The following is a 19,017-nucleotide window of genomic DNA, read 5'->3' on the forward strand; positions in this document are numbered from 1 at the left end:
GTTACGCACCCCTGGCTGCCTCCCCGTGCAGCCAGGCCAGGAAGGCCTCCACCGTCGGCCGCCTGGCGTGCCGCGCTGGGTAGACCGCGAAATGCGCCTTCACGCGGATCGCCTTGTCCAGCCCGAACACAGGCCGCAGCCGCCCCTCAGCGATATGCCGGCCCGCCAGCGTGGCGCTTTCGAGTGCCACGCCCAGCCCCTGGATCGCCGCATCCACGGCCATCAGTGCCCGGTCGAAGCGCAGGGAAAACCGCTCCGGCGCCCGCTGGCCGGTGAACTCGGCGCACCAGTCGGACCACTGGACCACGTTGACGTTGCTCTGGATCAGCGGCACGTTGGGCAACTGCTCGACCTGCTTGAGCCGGTGCTCGCGAATGAATGCCGGGCTGGCCAACGGCACGATGCGCTCCTCGAACAACGGCTCGATCACGACGTTCGGCCACTGCGGTACGCCATAGCGGATGTCCAGATCGGCCTGACCGAGCGCGAAATCGCTGTGCGTGTGCGCGGCAGACAAGTTCAGCGAAATGTCCGGACACGCCTGCGCAAAGCCCTTCAGGCGCGGCATCAGCCAAAGGCTCGCGATGCTCGGCGAGGAATGCACGTACAGACTGGTGCCGACCCCCTGCTTCAGGTCGTCGGTCGCCGCCGCGATGGCCGACAGCGCGCCACCGATGCGCGCCAGGTACTGCTCGCCGGCCGTGCTCAGCCGCACCCCGTGTGCGCTGCGCTCCAGCAGGCGCACGCCGAGGTCCGCCTCCAGCCGCGCGATCTGGTGGCTGACCGCCGAGGCGGTGAGGTGCAACTCTGCGGCGGCGAGGGCGAAGCTGCGTCGGCGGGCCACGGCTTCAAACGCCATCAAGTTGGCAACAGGGGGAACATGGGCCATGGGGTCAACCCGGTTGTTGGATGACAGATCGTCATCTTAGGCTGATGACTCTTCGCTTGTCATCATGCAAGGCAGACGGGAACATGCGCGGCATCCCACACCCCCTTGCACCCAGGAGACGAACCACATGCTGCTCAAGAACAAAGTTGCCCTCATCACCGGCGGCGCCGGACGCAACGGCCTCGGTTTCGCCACGGCACGGATGATGGCGGCGCAAGGCGCCCGCGTGGTCATCCTCGACCTGGCCCGCGCCGAGCCGGCCGCCGCCGCCACGCTGCTGGGCGAGGGCCACCTGGGCGTCGTCGCCGACGTGACGGACAAGGCTTCCTGCGACGCCGCCGCGGCCGAGATCCTGCAGGCGCTGGGCCGCATCGACATCCTGGTCAACAACGCCGGCATCACCCAGCCGCGCAAGACGCTCGACATCACCGGCGCCGACTACGACGCCGTGCTCGATGTCAGCCTGCGCGGCACGCTCTACATGTCGCAGGCCGTGCTGCCGGCGATGCGCGAGCAGCAATCGGGTGCGATCGTCTGCATCTCGTCGGTCAGCGCACAGCGCGGCGGCGGCATCCTGGGCGGCCCGCACTACTCGGCCGCCAAGGCCGGCGTGCTCGGCCTGGCACGGGCGATGGCGCGCGAATACGGCAAGGACAACGTCCGCATCAACTGCGTGACGCCGGGCCTGATCGCCACCGACATCAACAAGGGCCTCATCCCGGACGACAAGCTGCAGGGCATCCTCGACGGCATCCCCCTCAACCGCATCGGCGAGCCGAACGACGTGGCCGGCTGCGTCGTCTTCCTGGCCAGCGACCTGGCCAAGTACCTGACCGGCGTGACGCTCGATGTCAACGGGGGCATGCTGATCCACTGACGCCCACCCCCCGCGTCCCCGTGCCACAAGAGCACAGACCGAGATCCACAGGAGACAAACCATGATCGACCGCAACACGTTCACCCGCACCCTCTTCGCCCTGGCCATCGGTGCCCTGGTGCCACTGGCCGCACAGGCCCAGGCCATCAAGCTGACGCTGGGCCACGGCGCAGCCCCGGGCAATCCGCGCCACGAAGCCTCCGTCAAGTTCGCCGAGACGCTCAAGGCCAGGTCGGGTGGACGCATCGAGGTGCAGGTGGCGCCGTCGGCGCAGCTCGGCGACGACGCCGCGATGATCACGGCGCTGCGCACCGGCGCGCTCGACATGTCGGCCAACTCGCAAGGAGCGATGGCCAACGCGGTGCCGGAGTACGCCGCGTTCGGGATGCCGTTCCTGTTCGCCAACCTGCCGCAGGCCTGGAAGCTGCTCGACGGCCCGCTGGGCAAGGAACTCGCCGACCGCAGCGCCGAGAAGGGCATGGTCGTGCTGGGCTACTGGGACAACGGCATCCGCCACATGAGCAACAGCAAGCGTCCGCTGCTCAAGCCCGAAGACCTCAAGGGCATGAAGATGCGCACGCCGCCGGACGCGGTGACGGTGGACATCATGCAGGCGCTCGGGGCCGAGGCGCAGCAGATCAAGTTCGCGGAGCTGTACGTGGCGCTGCAGCAGGGCGTGGTGGACGGGCAGGAGAACCCGCTGATGAACATCCACGCCAGCAAGCTCTACGAAGTGCAGAAGTTCATCTCGCTGACGGGCCACAAGTACGAGATGACGCCCTTCGTGATGAGCAAGCGCACCTGGGACAAGCTCTCGGACGCCGACCGCAAGGCGGTGCAGGAGTCGGCCGCCGAAGCGACCGCACTGCAGCGTCGCCTCTCGCAGGAATCCGACGACAAGCTAGTCGCCGATCTGAAGGCCAAGGGCGTGCGCGTGGACACCGTGGACAAGGCGGCGTTCGAGAAGGGCACCTCGGCGGTCGATGACAAGTGGATGGGCAGCCCGATCGGCCCGTTCGTCAAGAAGGTCATCGCTGGCGCCCGCGCCAACTGATCCGCCCGTCCGACCCACGTCCGTCAGAAGGAGACAGCGATGAGCCTCGCTGAACCAGGCGCCAGCCTGCTCGAACGCAGCGTGACCGGCGTGTGCCGGGGCGTGCTGTGGGTGTCCACCTCGGTCATCTTCGTGATCCTGGTGGCCAACACGGTGCTGCGCTATGCCACGGGATCCAGTCTGCAGTGGGCCAACGAGGTGCCCGAGTTGCTGTTCCCGTGGCTGGTGATGGCCGGCGTGGTGCTGGCCGCCCAGCAGGGCGCGCACATCGCCACCACCTTCCTGATGGAGGCGGTGTCCCCGGCGATCGGGCGCATCGTCGCCACGCTGAGCTGGCTGGTGGTCGCGGGGCTGTACGCGACGCTGGCGGTCTCGACCTGGCGGATGCTGGAGATCGTGCACGACGAGAAGTCGCCCATCCTGCAGCTGCCGGGGTCGATCACCTACACCTGCGTGATGCTGGGCATGGGGCTGCTGGCGGTGCTGGCGGCGCAGTCGGCCTGGCGGAGCTGGACGGCGGCCCCCTCCACCCCCGATACCACGGCCACACCGCCGATTCCCGTCGCGCACTGGTGAGCCAGACCGGTTCCCGCCGCACCCGATGCCCACCAACGCCATGAAGCCAACGACATGAGTGCCCTCATCCTTCTCGTGTTCATGGGCGCCGCCGTCGTGGCCATGCCCATTGCCCACGCCCTGCTGCTCGCCGCCATGGCGGCAGCGGCCAGCTCCGACAAGGTGCCGCTCGACCTGCTGGTGCAGCAGATGGTGGCCCAGGTGCAGAGCTTCCCGCTCATCGCCATCCCCTTCTTCATGCTGACTGGCACGCTGATGATGGGCGGCAAGCTCGGGGAAGCCCTGGTCGGCGTGCTCTCCGCGCTGATCGGCCGCTACCACGGCGGACCGGCGCAGGTGGGCGTGCTGTCCTCGACGCTGTTCGGCGGCGTGTCCGGCTCTGCCGTGGCAGATGCGTCGGCCATCGGCTCGCTGCTCATCCCCTGGCACCAGCGGCTGGGCTATCCGGCGGCCTTCTCGGCGGCCACGCTGGCCGCTGCGGCCACGATCGACATCCTGATCCCGCCGTCGATCCCGATGATCCTGTTCGCGCTGACCTCGAATGCGTCGATCGCCTCGCTGTTCGTGGCGGGCGTGCTGCCGGGGCTGCTGATGTGCGGCGGGTTCATGGCCGCGTGCTGGTGGGTGGGCAAGCGGCGCAATTTCCCGCGCGACACCACGCCCTTCGACCGCCCGGCCTTCCTGCGGCACCTGGCCTACGCCTCGCCGGCCGTCGTGCTGCCGGTGCTGATCATCATCTTCCTGCGCTTCGGCATCGCCACGCCCACCGAAGTCGCCGTGCTGTCCACGCTCTACGCCGGGCTGGTCTCGGCCGTGATCTACCGCGACCTCGGCTGGCAGCGCCTGAACGACGCCGTCGTCCACGCCGGCCTGGCCACCGGCGTGGTGCTGCTGGTGATCATGGCCTCGGCCGCGATCGGCTGGCTGCTCACCTTCGACCAGATGCCACAAGGCGTGGCGCAGTGGGTGCAGGCCAACGTCGAAGCCAAGTGGCTGGTCATCCTGCTGATGAACCTGCTGATGCTGTTCCTGGGCATGTTCATCGACCTGCCGGCCGCCGTGCTGCTGCTGACACCCGTGTTCGTGCCGCTGGCCAACAGCATCGGCATGGACATGACGCAGCTCGGGATCATGATGGTCGTCAACCTCGCCATCGGCCTCTACACCCCGCCGGTCGGCACGACGCTGTTCATCACGAGCGCGCTGGCCAAGGTCAAGGTGGGCCAGACAGTGCGCGAACTGGGGCCGTTCTACCTCGTCGCCTTTGGCGTGCTGGCCCTCGTCTCCTACGTGCCAGCCTCGATCCTCAAGTGAACCCCCAAGGACATTCCATGAATGAGACATTGCATTCGCTGGCGCAGGCCGCCTGGCGCATCCGCCGCTACGCGCTGCGCATGGGCGAGGTGCAGGGCCAGGGTTACGTGGGCCAGGCCCTCGGCTGGGCCGATGTGCTGGCCGTCGCCTACCGCCACGCCCTGCACCTGCAGCCCGACAACCCGCTCTGGGAAGGCCGCGATCGCTTCCTGCTTTCGCACGGCCACTACGCCATCGCGCACTACGCGGCACTGATCGAGGCCGGCGTCCTGCCCGAAAGCGAGCTGGAGACCTACGGCAGCGACGACAGCCGCCTGCCGATGTCGGGCATGGCGACCTACACGCCCGGCATGGAGATCTCTGGCGGCTCGCTGGGCCAGGGGCTGGTGATCGGTGTCGGCATGGCGCTCGGTCTGAAGCAGAAGAAGAACCCGGCCTTCATCTACAACTCGATGTCCGACGGCGAACTCGACGAAGGCTCGACCTGGGAGGCCGCGATGGGCGCCGCGCATCACCGGCTGGACAACCTGATCTGCCTCATCGACATCAACAACCAGCAGGCGGACGGTCCCTCCAGCAAGGTCATGGGCTTCGAGCCGCTGGCCGACAAGTGGGCCGCATTCGGCTGGCATGTGCAGCGGGTGGACGGCAACGACCTGCCCGCCGTGCTGCAAGCCTTCGACAACGCGCGCCAGCTCGCCGAGGCCAAGCCGCGCGTGATCCTGTTCGACACGCTGATGGGCAAGGGCGTGCCCTTCCTGGAAACCCGCGACAAGAACCACTTCATCCGCGTCGATCCGCCCGAGTGGCAGCTCGCCCTCGACCACCTCGACGCCACCGCGCCGCAAGGAGCCGCCGCATGAACGCCCCCGTGAACACCGCCGTACCGGCCACCACTGCGACCAAGAAGCCCCGCCTGACCACCTCGGCCATGATCGCCTCGATCGCGTCCGAGGGACAGCGCACCACCGCCGCCCCCTTCGGCAAGGCGCTGGTCGACCTCGCGGCGCAGCGGCCCGAGATCGTCGGTCTGACGGCGGACCTCGCCAAGTACACCGACCTGCACCTGTTCGCCCAGGCCTACCCCGACCGCTTCTACCAGATGGGCATGGCCGAGCAGCTGCTGATGGGCGCGGCCGGCGGCATGGCCAAGGAAGGGCTGGTGCCATTCGCCACCACCTACGCCGTGTTCGGCACGCGCCGCGCCTACGACTTCATCCACCAGGTGATCGCCGAGGAACACCTCAACGTCAAGATCTGCTGCGCCCTGCCCGGCCTGACCACCGGCTACGGCCCCAGCCACCAGGCGACCGAAGACCTGGCGATGATGCGCGGCATTCCGGGGCTGACCATCGTTGATCCCTGCGACGCGCTCGACATCGAGCAGGCCGTGCCGCAGATCGCCGCGCACAAGGGGCCGGTCTACATGCGGCTGCTGCGGGGCCAGGTGCCGCGGGTGCTCGACGAGATCGAGGGCTACACGTTCGAACTCGGCAAGGCCAAGCTGCTGCGCGACGGCGCGGACGTGCTGGTCATCTCCAGTGGCCTGCTGACGATGCGGGCGCTGGAGGTCGCGCAGGATCTGGCGACCGACAACATCGGCGTGGCCGTGCTGCACTGCCCGACCATCAAGCCGCTGGACGAGGCCGCGATCGTTGAGGCCGTGCGCTACCAGCACCGGCTGGTGGTGGTGGCCGAGAACCACTCGGTCATCGGCGGACTGGGCGAGGCGGTGGCGAGCACGCTGCTGCGCCACCGCGTGCAGCCAGCGGGCTTCCAGCTCGCGGGCCTGCCGGACGCCTTCCTCGACGCCGGCGCCCTGCCCACGCTGCACGACCGCTACGGCATCAGCCGCGAAGTACTCGGCACCCGCATCAAGACCTGGCTGCGTTGAGATCCCCCACGACATGACCGCTCCGACCCCGACCCAGCTCGCCCACGCCATCCGCTTCCTGGCCATCGACGCCATCGTGCGGGCGACCGAAGGCCACCAGGGCGTGCCGCTGGGCATGGCGGAAATCGCCACCGCCCTCTACACCCGGCACCTGAAGTTCAACCCCGCCGACCCGACCTGGCCCGACCGAGACCGCGTCGTGCTCTCCAACGGCCACGGCTCGATGCTGCTGTGGGCGCTGAACTACCTGACCGGCTACGAGAAGATTTCGCTGGACGAGATTCGGCGTTTCCGCGAACTGGGTGCGCACTGCGAAGGCCACCCGGAATTCGATCCAAGCAAGGGCGTCGAGGTCACCACCGGCCCGCTCGGACAAGGCATCGCCAACGCCTTCGGCATGGCGATCGCCGAAGCCTCGCAGCGCGCCCGCTTCGGCGCCGGGCTGGTCGACCATTTCACCTACGCCTTCGTCGGCGATGGCTGCCTGCAGGAGGGCATCGGGCAGGAGATGATTTCCCTGGCAGGACACCTGCGGCTGGGGCGGCTGGTGCTGCTCTGGGACGACAACCAGATCACCGACGACGGCAGCACCGCGCTGTCGATCAGCGAGGATGTGGCCGAACGCTTCCGCGTCGCCGGCTGGCACGTCGCCGAGGTGGACGGACACGACATCGACGCGGTGTCCGCCGCCATGGACGCCGCGCGGCAGGATCCCCGCCCGTCGCTGCTGGCCTGCCGCACCGTGATCGCCCGCGGGCTGGCGCGGCTGCAGGGCCAGCGTGGCGGCCACAGTGCGCGGCTCTATCCCGAGGATGCCGATGCGGCCCGCCAGTTGCTCGACTGGCCCCACCCGCCCTTCGAGACACCCGCGCCGGTGCTGCACGCCTGGCGCACCGCCGGCACCCGCAGCCTCCCCGCACACGCCGCCTGGACCGCCCGGCGTGACGCGCTGCCTGCCGTCGAGCGGGCGGAATTCGACCGCACCCTGGCCGGCGAGCTGCCCGCCGGCTGGCGCGAGACGCTGCACGCCTACAAGCGCGAGGCGCTGGCCGCACAGCGGATGCAGGACGCCCCCGGCGGCATCCTGATCTCCGCCGACATCAACGACCGGCTGACCGACGTGCTGCCCGAGCGCCTGGTCGGCTGCGCGGACCTGGAAGCCCCCACCAGCCACAAGCGGCGCCTGCACGCCTTCACCGCCGACGACCCGTCGGGCCGCTACATCCATTGCGGCGTGCGCGAGCACCTGATGGGCGCGATGGCCAATGGCATGGCAGCCCACGGCGGCGTCATCCCGCTGGCCGTGACCTACCTCGCCTTCTCGGACTACGAACGCCCCGCGATGCGCATGGCCGCGCTGATGGGCCTGCCGGTGAAGTTCGTCTTCAGCCACGACTCGATCGGCGTGGGCAAGAACGGCCCGACGCACCAGCCGGTGGAGATCCTCGCGGCGCTGCGCTCGATGCCGAACATGCTGGTGCTGCGTCCGGCCGACGCGGTGGAAGCCGCCGAGTGCTGGGAGATCGCGCTGGAGCACCGCAGCGGCCCGGTCAGCCTGGTGTTCGCCCGGCAGGCCTTGCCGACGGTGCGGCGCCCGTCCGCCACCGGCGACGACTCCGACGACTCCGACGACTCCGACGCCCGCGACAACCGCAGTCGCCGCGGTGGCTACGTGCTGGCCGAAGCGGAAGGAGGTCCACGCGCTGCCACGCTGCTGGCGACCGGCTCCGAAGTCGCCATCGCGCTGAAGGCCCGCGACCTGCTGCAGGCCGAGGGCGTGCCGACGGCCGTGGTGTCGATGCCATGCTGCGAGCGCTTCGACGCGCAGGACGCAGATTACCGCCGCAGCGTGCTGGGTCGCGGGGCAGTGCGGGTGGCCATTGAGGCTGCCGTACGCTTCGGCTGGGACCGCTACCTCGGCGAGGACGGCGGCTTCGTCGGCATGACCAGCTTCGGCGCGTCGGGGCCGGCGGATGCGCTGTACGAGAAGTTCGGCATCACCGCAGCGGCGGCGGCGGCGACCGTGCGGCAGTTGCTGGCGCAGCGGGCCTGATCTACTGCGCCAGCGGAAGGGGCATCAGACGATCCGCCCCTTGTCGATCCGCAGGATGCGGTCGCACCGCCCGGCCAGCTCCGGATCGTGCGTGACCAGCACAAACGCCGTGCCGCGCTCGCGGGCCAGCGCCAGCATCTGCGCGAAGACCCCGCCAGCCGTCTCGCGGTCGAGGTTGCCGGTCGGCTCGTCGGCCAGCACACACGCTGGGGCCGTCACCAGCGCCCGCGCGATCGCCACGCGCTGGCGCTCGCCGCCGGAGAGTTCACCCGGCCGGTGCTCCAGCCGCTCGCCCAGCCCCATCAGCCGCAACTGCGCCGCAGCACGATCCCGCGCCTGCGCGATCGGCTGGCGGCGCATCAGCAGCGGCATCGCCACGTTGTCGATCGCCGTGAACTCGGGCAGCAGGTGGTGGAACTGGTAGACGAAGCCGAGGTGCTGGTTGCGCCAGCGGCCTTGTTCGGTGGCATCCATCGTCGCCAGATCGCGTCCGGCCAGCGTCACGCGACCGGCGTTCGGTGCGTCGAGCCCGCCCAGCAGGTGCAGCAGCGTGCTCTTGCCCGAGCCGGATGCGCCGATGATCGCCACCGTCTCGCCCTTGCGAATCGCCAGATCGACGCCGTGCAGCACGGTGACGTCCAGCCCGCGTGGCCCGCCCTCCTGGAAACGCCGCACGAGGCCCGTGGCCTGCAGGATCACAGCCGATGCTTCATTCATAACGCAGCGCCTCCGCCGGGTTGACACGGCTGGCGCGCCAGCTCGGATACAGCGTGGCGACAAACGCCAGCACCAGCGAGATCACGCCGATCGGCACGATGTCGCTGGCCTGCGGGTCGCTCGGCATGCGCGAGATCAGGTAGACGCTGCTCGGCAGGAAGCTCGCGTTGAACAGGCTCTCCAGCGCCGGCACGATCACCCCGACGTTGAACGCGATCAGCAGCCCCAGCCCCAGCCCCGCCAGCGTCCCCATCACCCCGGACGCCGCGCCCTGCACCATGAAGATGCCCATGATCGAGCGCGGACTGGCGCCGAGCGTGCGCAGGATGGCGATGTCGGCCTGCTTGTCGGTCACGGTCATCACCAGCGTCGAGACCAGGTTGAACGCCGCCACCGCCACGATCAGCGTCAGGATGATGAACATCATGCGTTTCTCGATCTGCACGGCGTCGTACCAGGCCGCGTTGGTGCGGGTCCAGTCGCGCACCATCACCTGCGGGCCGAGCGAGGCGGTCAGCTCGGCCGAGACTTCCCGCGCAAGCTGCTGGTCCTTCAGGCGCAACTGCACCCCCTGCGGCCCGCCAGTGCGGAACAGCCGGGCGGCGTCGTCGATGTGCATCAGCGCCAGCCCGCTGTCATATTCATAGTGGCCCGCGTTGAACACGCCGACGACCGTCATCTGCTTGAGCCGCGGCACCACGCCGGCGGGTGTCGTCTGGCCGCTCGGCGTGACGAGCGTGACCGAGTCGCCCTCGACCACGCCCATCGAGCGCGCCAGTTGCGAACCCAGCACGACACCCCAGGCGCCCGGCTGCAGCTTCTTCAGCACGGTGTCCTTGAGCTTCTCGGCCAGCGGCGTGACGTTCGATTCCTCGTCCGGCGAGATGCCGCGGACCATCACGCCGTGCATGTCCTCGCCGCGCGCGAGCAGCGCCTGGGCCGACACGAACGGCGCCGCCGCCGCCACCTGCGGGTTCTTCAGCGCCGCCTCGGCCAGCGTCTGCCAGCGGTCGAGGCCGTTGCCGGTGGTGTCGAAGATCTCGACGTGGGCGATCACGCTGAGCATGCGGTCGCGGACTTCCTTCTGGAAACCGTTCATCACGCTGAGCACGATGATCAGCGCCGCCACGCCAAGCGCGATGCCCAGCATGGACACGCCGCTGATGAAGGAGATGAAGCCGTTGCGTCTTCCTGCGCGTCCTGCGCGGGTGTAACGCCAGCCGATGCGTACTTCGTAGGGCCAGTTCATGGGCGGGCATGCTACCCGAGCCCGCAGGACACGCAGCGGCCGGCCGGAATTCAGTGCCGGTGCAGCATCTGCCAGACCTCGGCCGGTTCCATCGCCGCCACGCCCAGCGGCAGCTCGCGCTCGCCAGCGTCTGCCCAAGGGAACGGCACCGCCGCGGCACCCGCTGGAGCCGGCGTGCGCCGCGTCAGGCGCTGGCCCAGCGCGACCATCGGCGCTTCGATCAGGTGGTAGGCGAGGACCGCCGCCACCGTCGACAAGCCGAGGTACACCAGCAGGCTCCAGGGCAGCGACTGCAGCCGCCAGCGGTGGAACACCAGCCACAGCACCGGCACGTGCAGCAGGTACAGGCCGTAGGAGTAGCGGGCGATCCACTGGGTGCAGCGGTTCAGGCGTGACAGGCGGCTGTCCTCGAACACCAGGATCGCCATGGACAGCAGCAGCGCGAACCACCAGCCGACCACGGTATCCGGCTTGCCCGCCCCCAGGTGCAGCCAGGCGTAGCCGCCGAACAGCACGGCCAGCGCCACGGTCCAGCCACGGGCCGGCCACTGCGGCAGACGCACCCGCTGCCGCAGCGCGAAGCAGAGCACCCCGCACAGGAAACACGGCAGATAGGCTGCCATGTTGAGCCGCCCGCCCGTGAACTCGCCCAGCACCAGCGCGCCCAGCACGGCCACCCCCAGCAGCCCGACCAGCCAGCGGGGTCCGCGGGCCGAGGTCGCGATCAGGTACAGCCCCGGCAGCACGACATACATCTGCACCTCGTAGGGCAGGCTCCACAGCGGCCCCAGCACGCTGCGGCCGGTCACCAGGTTCTGCACCAGCCACTGGTTGGCCAGCACCACCTGCGGCGTCAGCGGCGGGCTGTCGCGCCAGGTCATCGCCGGCAGATCCAGCACCACCACCATCGTGATGCACACCAGCGCGAGCGGGTAGATCCGCAGGAACCGTCGGAGGTAGAAGCGCAGCACCACCCCACGCTGCAGGGGCTCGCCGCCGCACATGCGCTGCAGCGACTCCATCAGCACCAGACTGGTGTGCACGAAAAAGGCGATCACGCCCGCCTGTCCGATGTGGGCCGTGACCATCTGGACCACCGTCGGCACGCTGAGGCCGCAGTAGCGCCACGTCGGAACGAGGTGGTCCGCCATCACGGCGAGCACCGCCAGACTGCGCAACAGATCGAGGTTGGCCTCCGCACCCCGGGACTCCTGATTCATGGCGTGAACCTTCTTGGTTTCTGGATGATGTTCTTCAAATGGAAAAATCATACGTAACGAATCTGTATCCGGACACCAGCGCCCCGGGGGGACAGACCCCGGGACAAGCCATCACCGCAAACTTTTCCCGCGCCCGTTCGAGGGGGTCGGATAATCCGCCCGCCATGCCCGACCACGCCCCTGCCCACCCCCACCTGCTGATCGCCCACGCCAGCGCCGCCTCGGCCGCCAGTCTCGCCGCGCTGAAGGCACTGCGCCTGCCGAACCTCGATGCCCTGCTCGGCCGACTGGCGCCGCAGGGTGGCACGCCCGCCCGGCCCGACGACGACGAATACACCCTCAGCGCCCCGCACGAGCGCGTGCTCGCCGAAGCACACGGCTGGTCCGGCGCCGACGGCCGCTGGCCCTGGGCGGCGGCCAGCGCAGCCGACGACGGCCTGCGCGCCGACGACGACACCAGCGGCGCCCCCTGGGGCCTGCTGACCCCCGTGCACTGGCACGTCGGCAGCGACCAGATCGCGCTGGTCGACCCGGCGGCGCTCGCGCTGACCGAGGCCGAGTCGCGCACGCTGTTCGACCTGCTGCAACCCTCCTTCGACGCCGAGGGCTGGTCGCTGCAGTGGGGCGCACCGCTGCGCTGGTACGTGCGCCACGCGGCACTGGCCGACCTGCCCAGCGCCTCGCTCGACCGCGCCATCGGCCGCAACCTTGACCTGTGGCTCAGTGATGCGCCGCAGACGCGCAAGCTGCGGCGGCTGCAGGTCGAGGCGCAGATGCTCTGGCACGAACACGACGTCAACGAATCGCGTGAAGCCGCCCGGCTGCTCACGGTGAACTCGTTCTGGCTCAGCGGCTGCGGCACCGCCCAGCCCCGCCGGTCGCTCGGTGACCTCGACGTGGAGCTGCGCCTGCGCGCCCCGCTGCTCGCCAACGAATGGGCGGACTGGGTGGCCGCCTGGCACGCGCTGGACACCGGCCCCATCGCCGCGCTGCTGCAACGCGCCGAGGCGGGCGAGCCGGTCACGCTGACGCTGTGCGGCGAGCGGCTCGCGCAGACCTGGACGCCGCGTCCGCAAGGCTGGTGGAGCCGCCTGCTGGGCCGCTCGCGCCCGGCCAGCGCCGTGGCCGTCCTCGAATCCCTCTGACACCGCGCACCCCGGCGACCCGCACACGATGACCCCACAGATCGACATCCGCGACGTGCCGCCCCGCGCGGCCTGGGCGCTGGAACAGGCCGGCGTCCACCCGCTGCTGGCCCGCCTCTACGCCGCCCGCGGCATCCGCAGCGCCGATGAACTCGACGATGGCCTGACCCGCCTGCTGCCCCCGTCGGCGATGGCCGGCACCGACGCCGCCGCCCGCCTGCTGGCCGACACGCTCGACGCGGGCGGCCACATCGTCGTCGTCGCCGACTACGACTGCGATGGCGCCACCGCCTGCGCCGTCGCGCTGCGCGGACTGGCGATGCTCGGCGCGCAGCCCGGCACGCTGCACTACGTCGTCCCCGACCGCGCCATCCACGGCTACGGCTTGACGCCCACCATCGTCGATCTGGCGCTGCAGCACCAACCCGCCCTGCTGGTCACGGTGGACAACGGCATCGCGGGCCATGCCGGCGTGGACCGTGCGCATGAACTCGGTATCCGCGTGCTGGTCACCGACCACCACCTGCCCGCCGTCGATGCCCACGGCGAGCCGACGCTGCCGGACGCCGACGTGATCGTCAACCCGAACCAGCCGGCCTGCACTTTCGAGAGCAAGGCGATCGCCGGGGTCGGGGGGATGTTCTACGTGCTGCTCGCGCTGCGGGCCGAGCTGCGCCAGCGCGGGCGGTTCGACGCCGCGAGTCAGCCGCGGCTGGACGCACTGCTGGACCTGGTCGCCCTCGGCACCGTCGCCGACGTGGTCAAGCTTGACGCCAACAACCGCCGCCTCGTCGCGCAGGGCCTCAAGCGCATCCGCGCCGGGCGGATGCAGGCCGGCATCGCCGCGCTGTTCGCCGCCGCCGGACGTGACCCGCAGCGGGCCAGCGCCACCGACTTCGGCTTCTCGCTCGGGCCCCGGCTGAACGCAGCGGGGCGGCTGGCCGACATGACGATCGGCATCACCTGCCTGCTCACCGACGACCCGACGCAGGCCGCCGAACTCGCCCGCCTGCTCGACAGCATCAACCGCGAGCGGCGCGAGGTCGAGGCCGGGATGCGCGAGCAGGCCGAGGTGCTGCTGGAGTCGCTGATGCCCAAGGGCGAGCCACCGGCCGCGGTGGTCCTGTTCGACCCCGAGTTCCACGAGGGCGTGGTCGGCATTGTCGCCGGACGCTTGAAGGACCGGCTGCACCGCCCGACCTTCGTGTTCGCGGCCGGTTCGGACGGTTTGCTGAAGGGCTCGGGGCGGTCAATTCCCGGTTTTCACCTCAGGGACGCACTGGACCTCGTGACCAAGCGCCACCCCGGTCTGCTCAAGCGCTTCGGCGGACACTCGATGGCAGCGGGCTGCACGATCGAGGCCGACGACTTCGGCACCTTCGCCGAGGCGCTGCGCTCGGTCGCGGAAGAAGGGCTGGACGCCGCGACGCTGGACCACCGGCTCGCCACCGACGGACCGCTCGATCCGCGCTGGTTCGATGCGTCCACGGTCGGGCTGCTCGACCAGCAGGTCTGGGGGCAGGCCTTCGAGGCGCCGCTGTTCGCCGACGAGGTCGACGTGCTGCGGCAACGGCTGGTGGGCGAGCGTCACCTCAAGCTCAGCGTGCGGCTGCACGGGCAGGTGCGGGACGCCATCTGGTTCGGGCAGATCGAGCCGGTGGGCGAGCGGGTGCGGCTGGCCTACCGGCTGTCCCTGGACACCTGGCAGGGCCAGATGCGGGTTCAGATGCTGGTGGTCGCGGCGAGCTGAACCGCCTCGCGCAGCTTGATCGACGCCACCGAGGTCCGCAGCGACGCCGCCTGCGTGGCCAGGGACTCGGCCGACGCAGACGACTGCTCGACCATGTCGACGTTCTGGCGCGTGATGGTGTCGAGTTCGTTCACGCTGGTGGTGACCTGCGCCAGCGCGGTGTTCTGCGCGTGGCTGGCCTCGGTGATGCCGTTCAGCCGGACGGAGACGTCATCGACGCCGCTGATGACCGAGGTCAGTCGCCCGCCCGCATCCTCGATCGCGCGCAGCGAGTCGCCGGTCTGCTCGGTGGTCGACTCGATCAGGCCGCGCACCTCGGCCGCGGCCTCGCCGCAGCGGTTGGCCAGCTGGCGGATCTCGCCGGCCACGACCGAGAAACCCTTGCCCGCCTCGCCCGCCCGCGCGGCCTCGATCGACGCGTTGATCGCCAGCAGGTTGGTCTGGAAAGCAATGTCGTCGATCACGGCATTGACCTCGGCGACCCGGTTCACGCTCTGCTCCAGCGTGTGCATGCCCTGGATGGACCGGGCCATCGCCTCGCTGCCGATGGCGGCGTCGTTGCGCAGTTGTGCGGTGAGCTGCTGCAGTGCATCGGCGGCCGCCGCGTTGTTGCCGACGGCACGGCTGAGCTGCTGCACGGTCAGCAGCGTGCGGTGCAGGCTGGCCGCCTGGGACTCGGTGCGCTGCGACAGCGCCCGGCCATCATCGGCCACCGAGGTGCCGGCCTGGTCCACCCCGACCGCACTGCCCCGGATCTCGCCGACCAGCGACGACAGCCGCACGCTCATGCGTTCCAGCTCGCCCCCCAGATCCGCCAGTTCATCCCGGCCCTCGATGCGCACCTGCACCGAGAGATCCCCGTTGGTCACCGCCACCAGACTGCCGCTCACCTGCCTCAGCGACCCGGTGAAGCTGGCATAGAAGCTCAGGCCCAGATAGACCAGCCCCACCAGTCCCAGCACCACGGCACAGCCCTGCAGCAGCAGGCGCTGCTCGAAGTCCCGGATCCGCTGGTCCAGTCGCTGGTCCAGCCGGACCCACAGTTCCTCGTCGAGTCGCCACAGCGCCTGGAGGGCCTCCATGCCGGCCGCGTGGTAGGGCGCGACCTCGGCACTGACGGCCTCGGGTTCGAAGACCGCGCGGGCCAGGGACAGCATGCGTCCGGTGGCTTCGGAGGCGGGCCGCACACCATCGCTGATCTCGGTGCCCGTGCGCGCCAGCGCCTGCAACTGCAGCACCACCTCTTCGGCCGCCCGCTGTGCGTCGCTCGCCAGACCCAGCATCATCGTGCGCTCGCGCACCGAGACATCCCGCAGCAGCAGCTCGCCGCCACGGGTTTCGAGCACGGCCATCGATTCCATCCAGGGCACCAGGCGCTCGATGCCCAGATCCATGATGAAGTAGGTGTCGGCCCGCGGATCGAACAGCAGCTGCGAGCGTTCGCCGATCAGCTTGAGCAGGCGGCGCAGGCGCTCGACCTGCACGCCATGTTCCGCCATCGCTTCGGTCCGCAGGGTGGACACATGGCCGTCCGCCAGCGCCAGCAGCCGCTCGCGTTCAGCGGGCCACAGGTCGTCGAACGTGAAGGTCTTCGTGGCCGCAATCGCCTGGTCGGCCTGCTGCACGGCCTGGCGCAGTTGCACCCGCACGGCATCGCGGGCGGGCGTCAGTGCCGTGACGCCCGCCGCGACCTGGTTGGACAGGCTGCGGTGCGACTGCACCAGCACGACCAGCTCGGTCACCTGCCGCGCCAGGAGCGTGCCTTCCCGCTCGGACCGGGCCACCGCCATGTCGCCGCTGGCCTGGATCATCGCCAGCGTCATCAACAGGAACAGCGGCATGGCCAGCATGGCGCCGAGCAATCCCATCTTGGCAGGCAGACGCATGCCGCGCATGACCCGCAACCCCGGTTTCAGCAGCGCCGCCAGAGGGCCCTGGACCCAGGGTGAACGGTCGTCGAATGTCGTCATGTCAGCCCCTGGGCGTCACTTGATCGAGTGCATGGCGCAGGGCATCGCCCTCGCCCCGCAGCGTGTCGCAGGCCTCGGAGAGCCCGCGGACCAGCCGCATCTGTGCCACCGTCGCCGGGGCCAGCCCGCGGGTGATCTCGCACACCCGCGACGATTGCTGGTGGCTGGCGCGGGTGAGGGCCAGCAGTTCCGACATCCGCGTGTCGAGTGACTGGAACGCGTCCGAGGTGTGGCTCACGACGCGCCCGACGCGGTCGCTCACCTGCCGGCTTTCGTCGATTTCGGCCACCGACTGACCGACGATGTGGCGGATGGTCCTGGCCGCATCCTCGCTGCGCTGCGCCAGGGCGCGCACCTCCTGTGCCACCACCGCAAACCCGCGCCCGGCGCTGCCCGCCCGGGCCGCCTCGACCGAGGCATTCAGCGACAGCAGCTTGGTCTGGAAGGCCACGGTCTCGACCAGCCCGATCACGCGGGTGATCTCGCGGCTGCGGGACTGCATCTGTGCCATGCGCTGCCCCAGGCCGGACATCGCCTGGCGGCTGCGCTGGGCATCGACCCGCAGTCCGCGGACCTGCTCGGCCGCGGCCTCGACGCCTTCGGCGCACTGGCCGAGCGCGGCATCGAAGGTGCGGATCAGCTGTGTGCCTTCCGCGATGCCCTCCACCATCTGGCGGCTGCTGTCCTGCAGGCCACGCTGCTGCGCGTGCATCTCCTCGGTCTGGTGGGCCATGGACGTCACGCTGCGGTCCAGCGTCTCGAAGATCCGGGACATGCCGCTGGCAGACTGCCCGAGGGTGTTCAGCGCCTGGCCAATCTCGTCCTGTCCCCAGCCACGCGGGCGAATGGACAGGTTGCCGCGGCCGATTTCGCCCAGTTGCAGGCACAGCGTGGCCAGCCCACCCGACATCACCCGGTGCAGGCACACCATCAGATACAGCCCGAGCAGGGTCAGCAGCAGGAAGACCGCGGCGCGGCCGATCAGGCGTTCGTTGTGCTGCTGGTAGCCGGCCTGGATGCGGGTGCCCATGGCGTCCAGCGCCAGCGTCTGGAGCCGGGCACTGGCCTCGACCGCATCCGCCACCTTGCGCGCAAAGGACGGTGCATCGATCTCGCTGCGCAGCGCCAGTTCGCTGCCCGGCGCCACCGCGGCGATGCGCAGCAGCGCATCGGTGGTCTTGAGGAAGGCCTGCAGGCGCGCCATGAGGCGCTCCGCCTCGCCCGGATCGATCAGCCGCTGGTCGCGCACGTACTCGAACATCGGCTGCGACTGGTCGAGCAGCAGCTCCGACCGGGCCATCAGCAGACCCATGTCCCGGACCTTGACCTCGTTGGCCGGCTCGGCATAGAGCCGCAAGCCGATGCGCCCGAGCCGGCTGATGTTGGCCATCAGCTGGAACTGCGGGTCTGCCAGCCCGCTGCGCAGCATCTTGACGCCGACATCGGCGTCCAGTACCAGCGCCCGGTCGGTGGACAGCGCCAGGCGCAAGGCCTGCAGATCCCGCGCATAGGCGATCACCGCGATCCACCGCGGCGACGGGGTGCCGGGGATGGCCGCCGGCGTGTCGTCGTCCAGGTGCGCCAGCATGGCGTCCCGGCTGGTGTGGAGCTTGCGGGCCATGTTTTCCATCGCGGCCGCGCTCCCCGGAGCGCCGTACCGGGTGTCCAGTGCGTCCTCCAGCGCCTTGTACTGTGCGGCCTCCTGCTGGCGCAGCACCGGCAGCTGGTCGGCAGGGAGATGCTGCTCCCGGCGCAGCATCTGCTGGAACAGGCCGTCGAGCGTGAGGTTCAGCTCCGTCAGCGCCTTGTACTGGCCGAAACTGCTGGTGGCTCCGAGGTGGAGCGCGTGGCGCTCGCGCCACAGCTCCAGCGTGTCGTGGATCAGCAGGCCACCGGGCAGCATCAGCGCCAGCGCCACCAGGGCGGTCTTGTGCGCCATGCGCAGGTTGCGCAGCAGGCTGATGCCCAGCGACCAGCCCGCGTGGTGGCCCCAGACCGTGTGCTGCAGCATCGCCAGGATGGCCTGCTGCCGGGTCCACCAGTGCCGTGCGGCGACAGGCAAGGACATGCCCCTCGGCGCGGCGGCGGTGCTCATGTCGTCGGCGGCCATCCCGATCCTCTCGTGCGCTGGTGCTTCATCCGGTCCTGGTCCCTGGTCCTGGTCCTGCTGCAGGCGTTATCGGCACACCGCGGCCCCGCTTGATCATAGGCAACCCCCGACCCCGCCACGCCCGAAGAAGGTGCCGCATCACCGCCTTATCCGGGGCTGGACACCCCTGGGAATTCCCGACACTCGAAGGCACCTCCTG

At 69.9% G+C, this 19,017-nt stretch carries 15 protein-coding genes; 9 read left to right on the forward strand and 6 right to left on the reverse strand.

The features are described from left to right. Position 1 precedes the first annotated feature (1 nt). Positions 2–889, reverse strand: a complete 888-nt coding sequence (locus BDD16_RS00965) for a LysR substrate-binding domain-containing protein (protein ID WP_179632188.1) — start codon at positions 887–889, stop codon at positions 2–4. A gap of 127 nt (positions 890–1,016) precedes the next feature. Here BDD16_RS00965 and BDD16_RS00970 point away from each other — a divergent pair, with 127 nt between their 5' ends. The 7 genes from BDD16_RS00970 to BDD16_RS01000 all read left to right on the forward strand — a co-directional run bounded on the left by BDD16_RS00970 (position 1,017) and on the right by BDD16_RS01000 (position 8,657). Beyond that, on the forward strand, positions 1,017–1,766 hold the full coding sequence (locus BDD16_RS00970) for an SDR family NAD(P)-dependent oxidoreductase (RefSeq protein ID WP_179632190.1): 750 nt from the start codon (positions 1,017–1,019) through the stop codon (positions 1,764–1,766). A gap of 61 nt (positions 1,767–1,827) precedes the next feature. After that, positions 1,828–2,820, forward strand: a complete 993-nt coding sequence (locus BDD16_RS00975) for a TRAP transporter substrate-binding protein (protein WP_179632192.1) — start codon at positions 1,828–1,830, stop codon at positions 2,818–2,820. A gap of 39 nt (positions 2,821–2,859) precedes the next feature. Further along, positions 2,860–3,396, forward strand: coding sequence for a TRAP transporter small permease (locus BDD16_RS00980; RefSeq protein WP_179632194.1), 537 nt, complete (start codon positions 2,860–2,862; stop codon positions 3,394–3,396). Positions 3,397–3,450: 54 nt separating this feature from the next. Beyond that, positions 3,451–4,710 (forward strand): TRAP transporter large permease, encoded by a 1,260-nt coding sequence (locus BDD16_RS00985; protein ID WP_179632196.1) that lies wholly within the window; start codon positions 3,451–3,453, stop codon positions 4,708–4,710. 17 nt (positions 4,711–4,727) lie between these two features. Beyond that, a complete protein-coding gene (locus BDD16_RS00990) occupies positions 4,728–5,573 on the forward strand; it encodes a transketolase (RefSeq protein WP_179632198.1) in 846 nt (281 codons plus the stop codon). Beyond that, positions 5,570–6,604, forward strand: a complete 1,035-nt coding sequence (locus BDD16_RS00995) for a transketolase family protein (RefSeq protein WP_179632200.1) — start codon at positions 5,570–5,572, stop codon at positions 6,602–6,604. Before BDD16_RS00990 ends, BDD16_RS00995 begins: the two co-directional genes overlap by 4 nt. 13 nt (positions 6,605–6,617) lie before the next feature. After that, on the forward strand, positions 6,618–8,657 hold the full coding sequence (locus BDD16_RS01000) for a transketolase family protein (RefSeq protein ID WP_179632202.1): 2,040 nt from the start codon (positions 6,618–6,620) through the stop codon (positions 8,655–8,657). A 24-nt stretch (positions 8,658–8,681) separates the two neighbouring features. Here BDD16_RS01000 and BDD16_RS01005 read toward each other — a convergent pair whose 3' ends face one another. Genes BDD16_RS01005 through BDD16_RS01015 form a run of 3 tightly spaced genes read right to left on the reverse strand, consistent with a single transcriptional unit; the run spans position 8,682 to position 11,843 of the window. Then, positions 8,682–9,374, reverse strand: a complete 693-nt coding sequence (locus tag BDD16_RS01005; protein ID WP_179632204.1) for an ABC transporter ATP-binding protein — start codon at positions 9,372–9,374, stop codon at positions 8,682–8,684. Further along, the gene (locus BDD16_RS01010; protein ID WP_179632207.1) at positions 9,367–10,623 is read right to left on the reverse strand and encodes a lipoprotein-releasing ABC transporter permease subunit; all 1,257 of its coding nucleotides are present in this window, start codon (positions 10,621–10,623) and stop codon (positions 9,367–9,369) included. The genes BDD16_RS01005 and BDD16_RS01010 overlap by 8 nt, the downstream gene beginning before the upstream one ends. Positions 10,624–10,673: 50 nt before the next feature. Continuing rightward, a complete protein-coding gene (locus BDD16_RS01015; protein ID WP_179632209.1) occupies positions 10,674–11,843 on the reverse strand; it encodes an acyltransferase family protein in 1,170 nt (389 codons plus the stop codon). A 164-nt stretch (positions 11,844–12,007) separates the two neighbouring features. Between BDD16_RS01015 and BDD16_RS01020 the strand changes: the two genes are divergently transcribed. Further along, positions 12,008–12,988 (forward strand): hypothetical protein, encoded by a 981-nt coding sequence (locus tag BDD16_RS01020; protein WP_179632211.1) that lies wholly within the window; start codon positions 12,008–12,010, stop codon positions 12,986–12,988. A gap of 28 nt (positions 12,989–13,016) precedes the next feature. Continuing rightward, positions 13,017–14,738, forward strand: a complete 1,722-nt coding sequence (gene recJ / locus BDD16_RS01025; protein ID WP_179632213.1) for a single-stranded-DNA-specific exonuclease RecJ — start codon at positions 13,017–13,019, stop codon at positions 14,736–14,738. On the opposite strand, the gene BDD16_RS01030 is transcribed toward recJ, so the two are convergent. Both BDD16_RS01030 and BDD16_RS01035 read right to left on the reverse strand, forming a co-directional pair. Then, a complete protein-coding gene (locus BDD16_RS01030; RefSeq protein ID WP_179632215.1) occupies positions 14,711–16,708 on the reverse strand; it encodes a methyl-accepting chemotaxis protein in 1,998 nt (665 codons plus the stop codon). The two genes, recJ and BDD16_RS01030, sit on opposite strands and share 28 nt — an antisense overlap. A 1-nt stretch (position 16,709) precedes the next feature. Then, positions 16,710–18,818: a methyl-accepting chemotaxis protein gene (locus tag BDD16_RS01035; protein WP_179632217.1), complete on the reverse strand. Its 2,109-nt coding sequence runs from the start codon at positions 18,816–18,818 to the stop codon at positions 16,710–16,712. Positions 18,819–19,017 lie beyond the last annotated feature (199 nt).

The organism is Sphaerotilus montanus, assembly GCF_013410775.1.
Taxonomy (GTDB): Bacteria; Pseudomonadota; Gammaproteobacteria; order Burkholderiales; family Burkholderiaceae_C; genus Sphaerotilus; species Sphaerotilus montanus.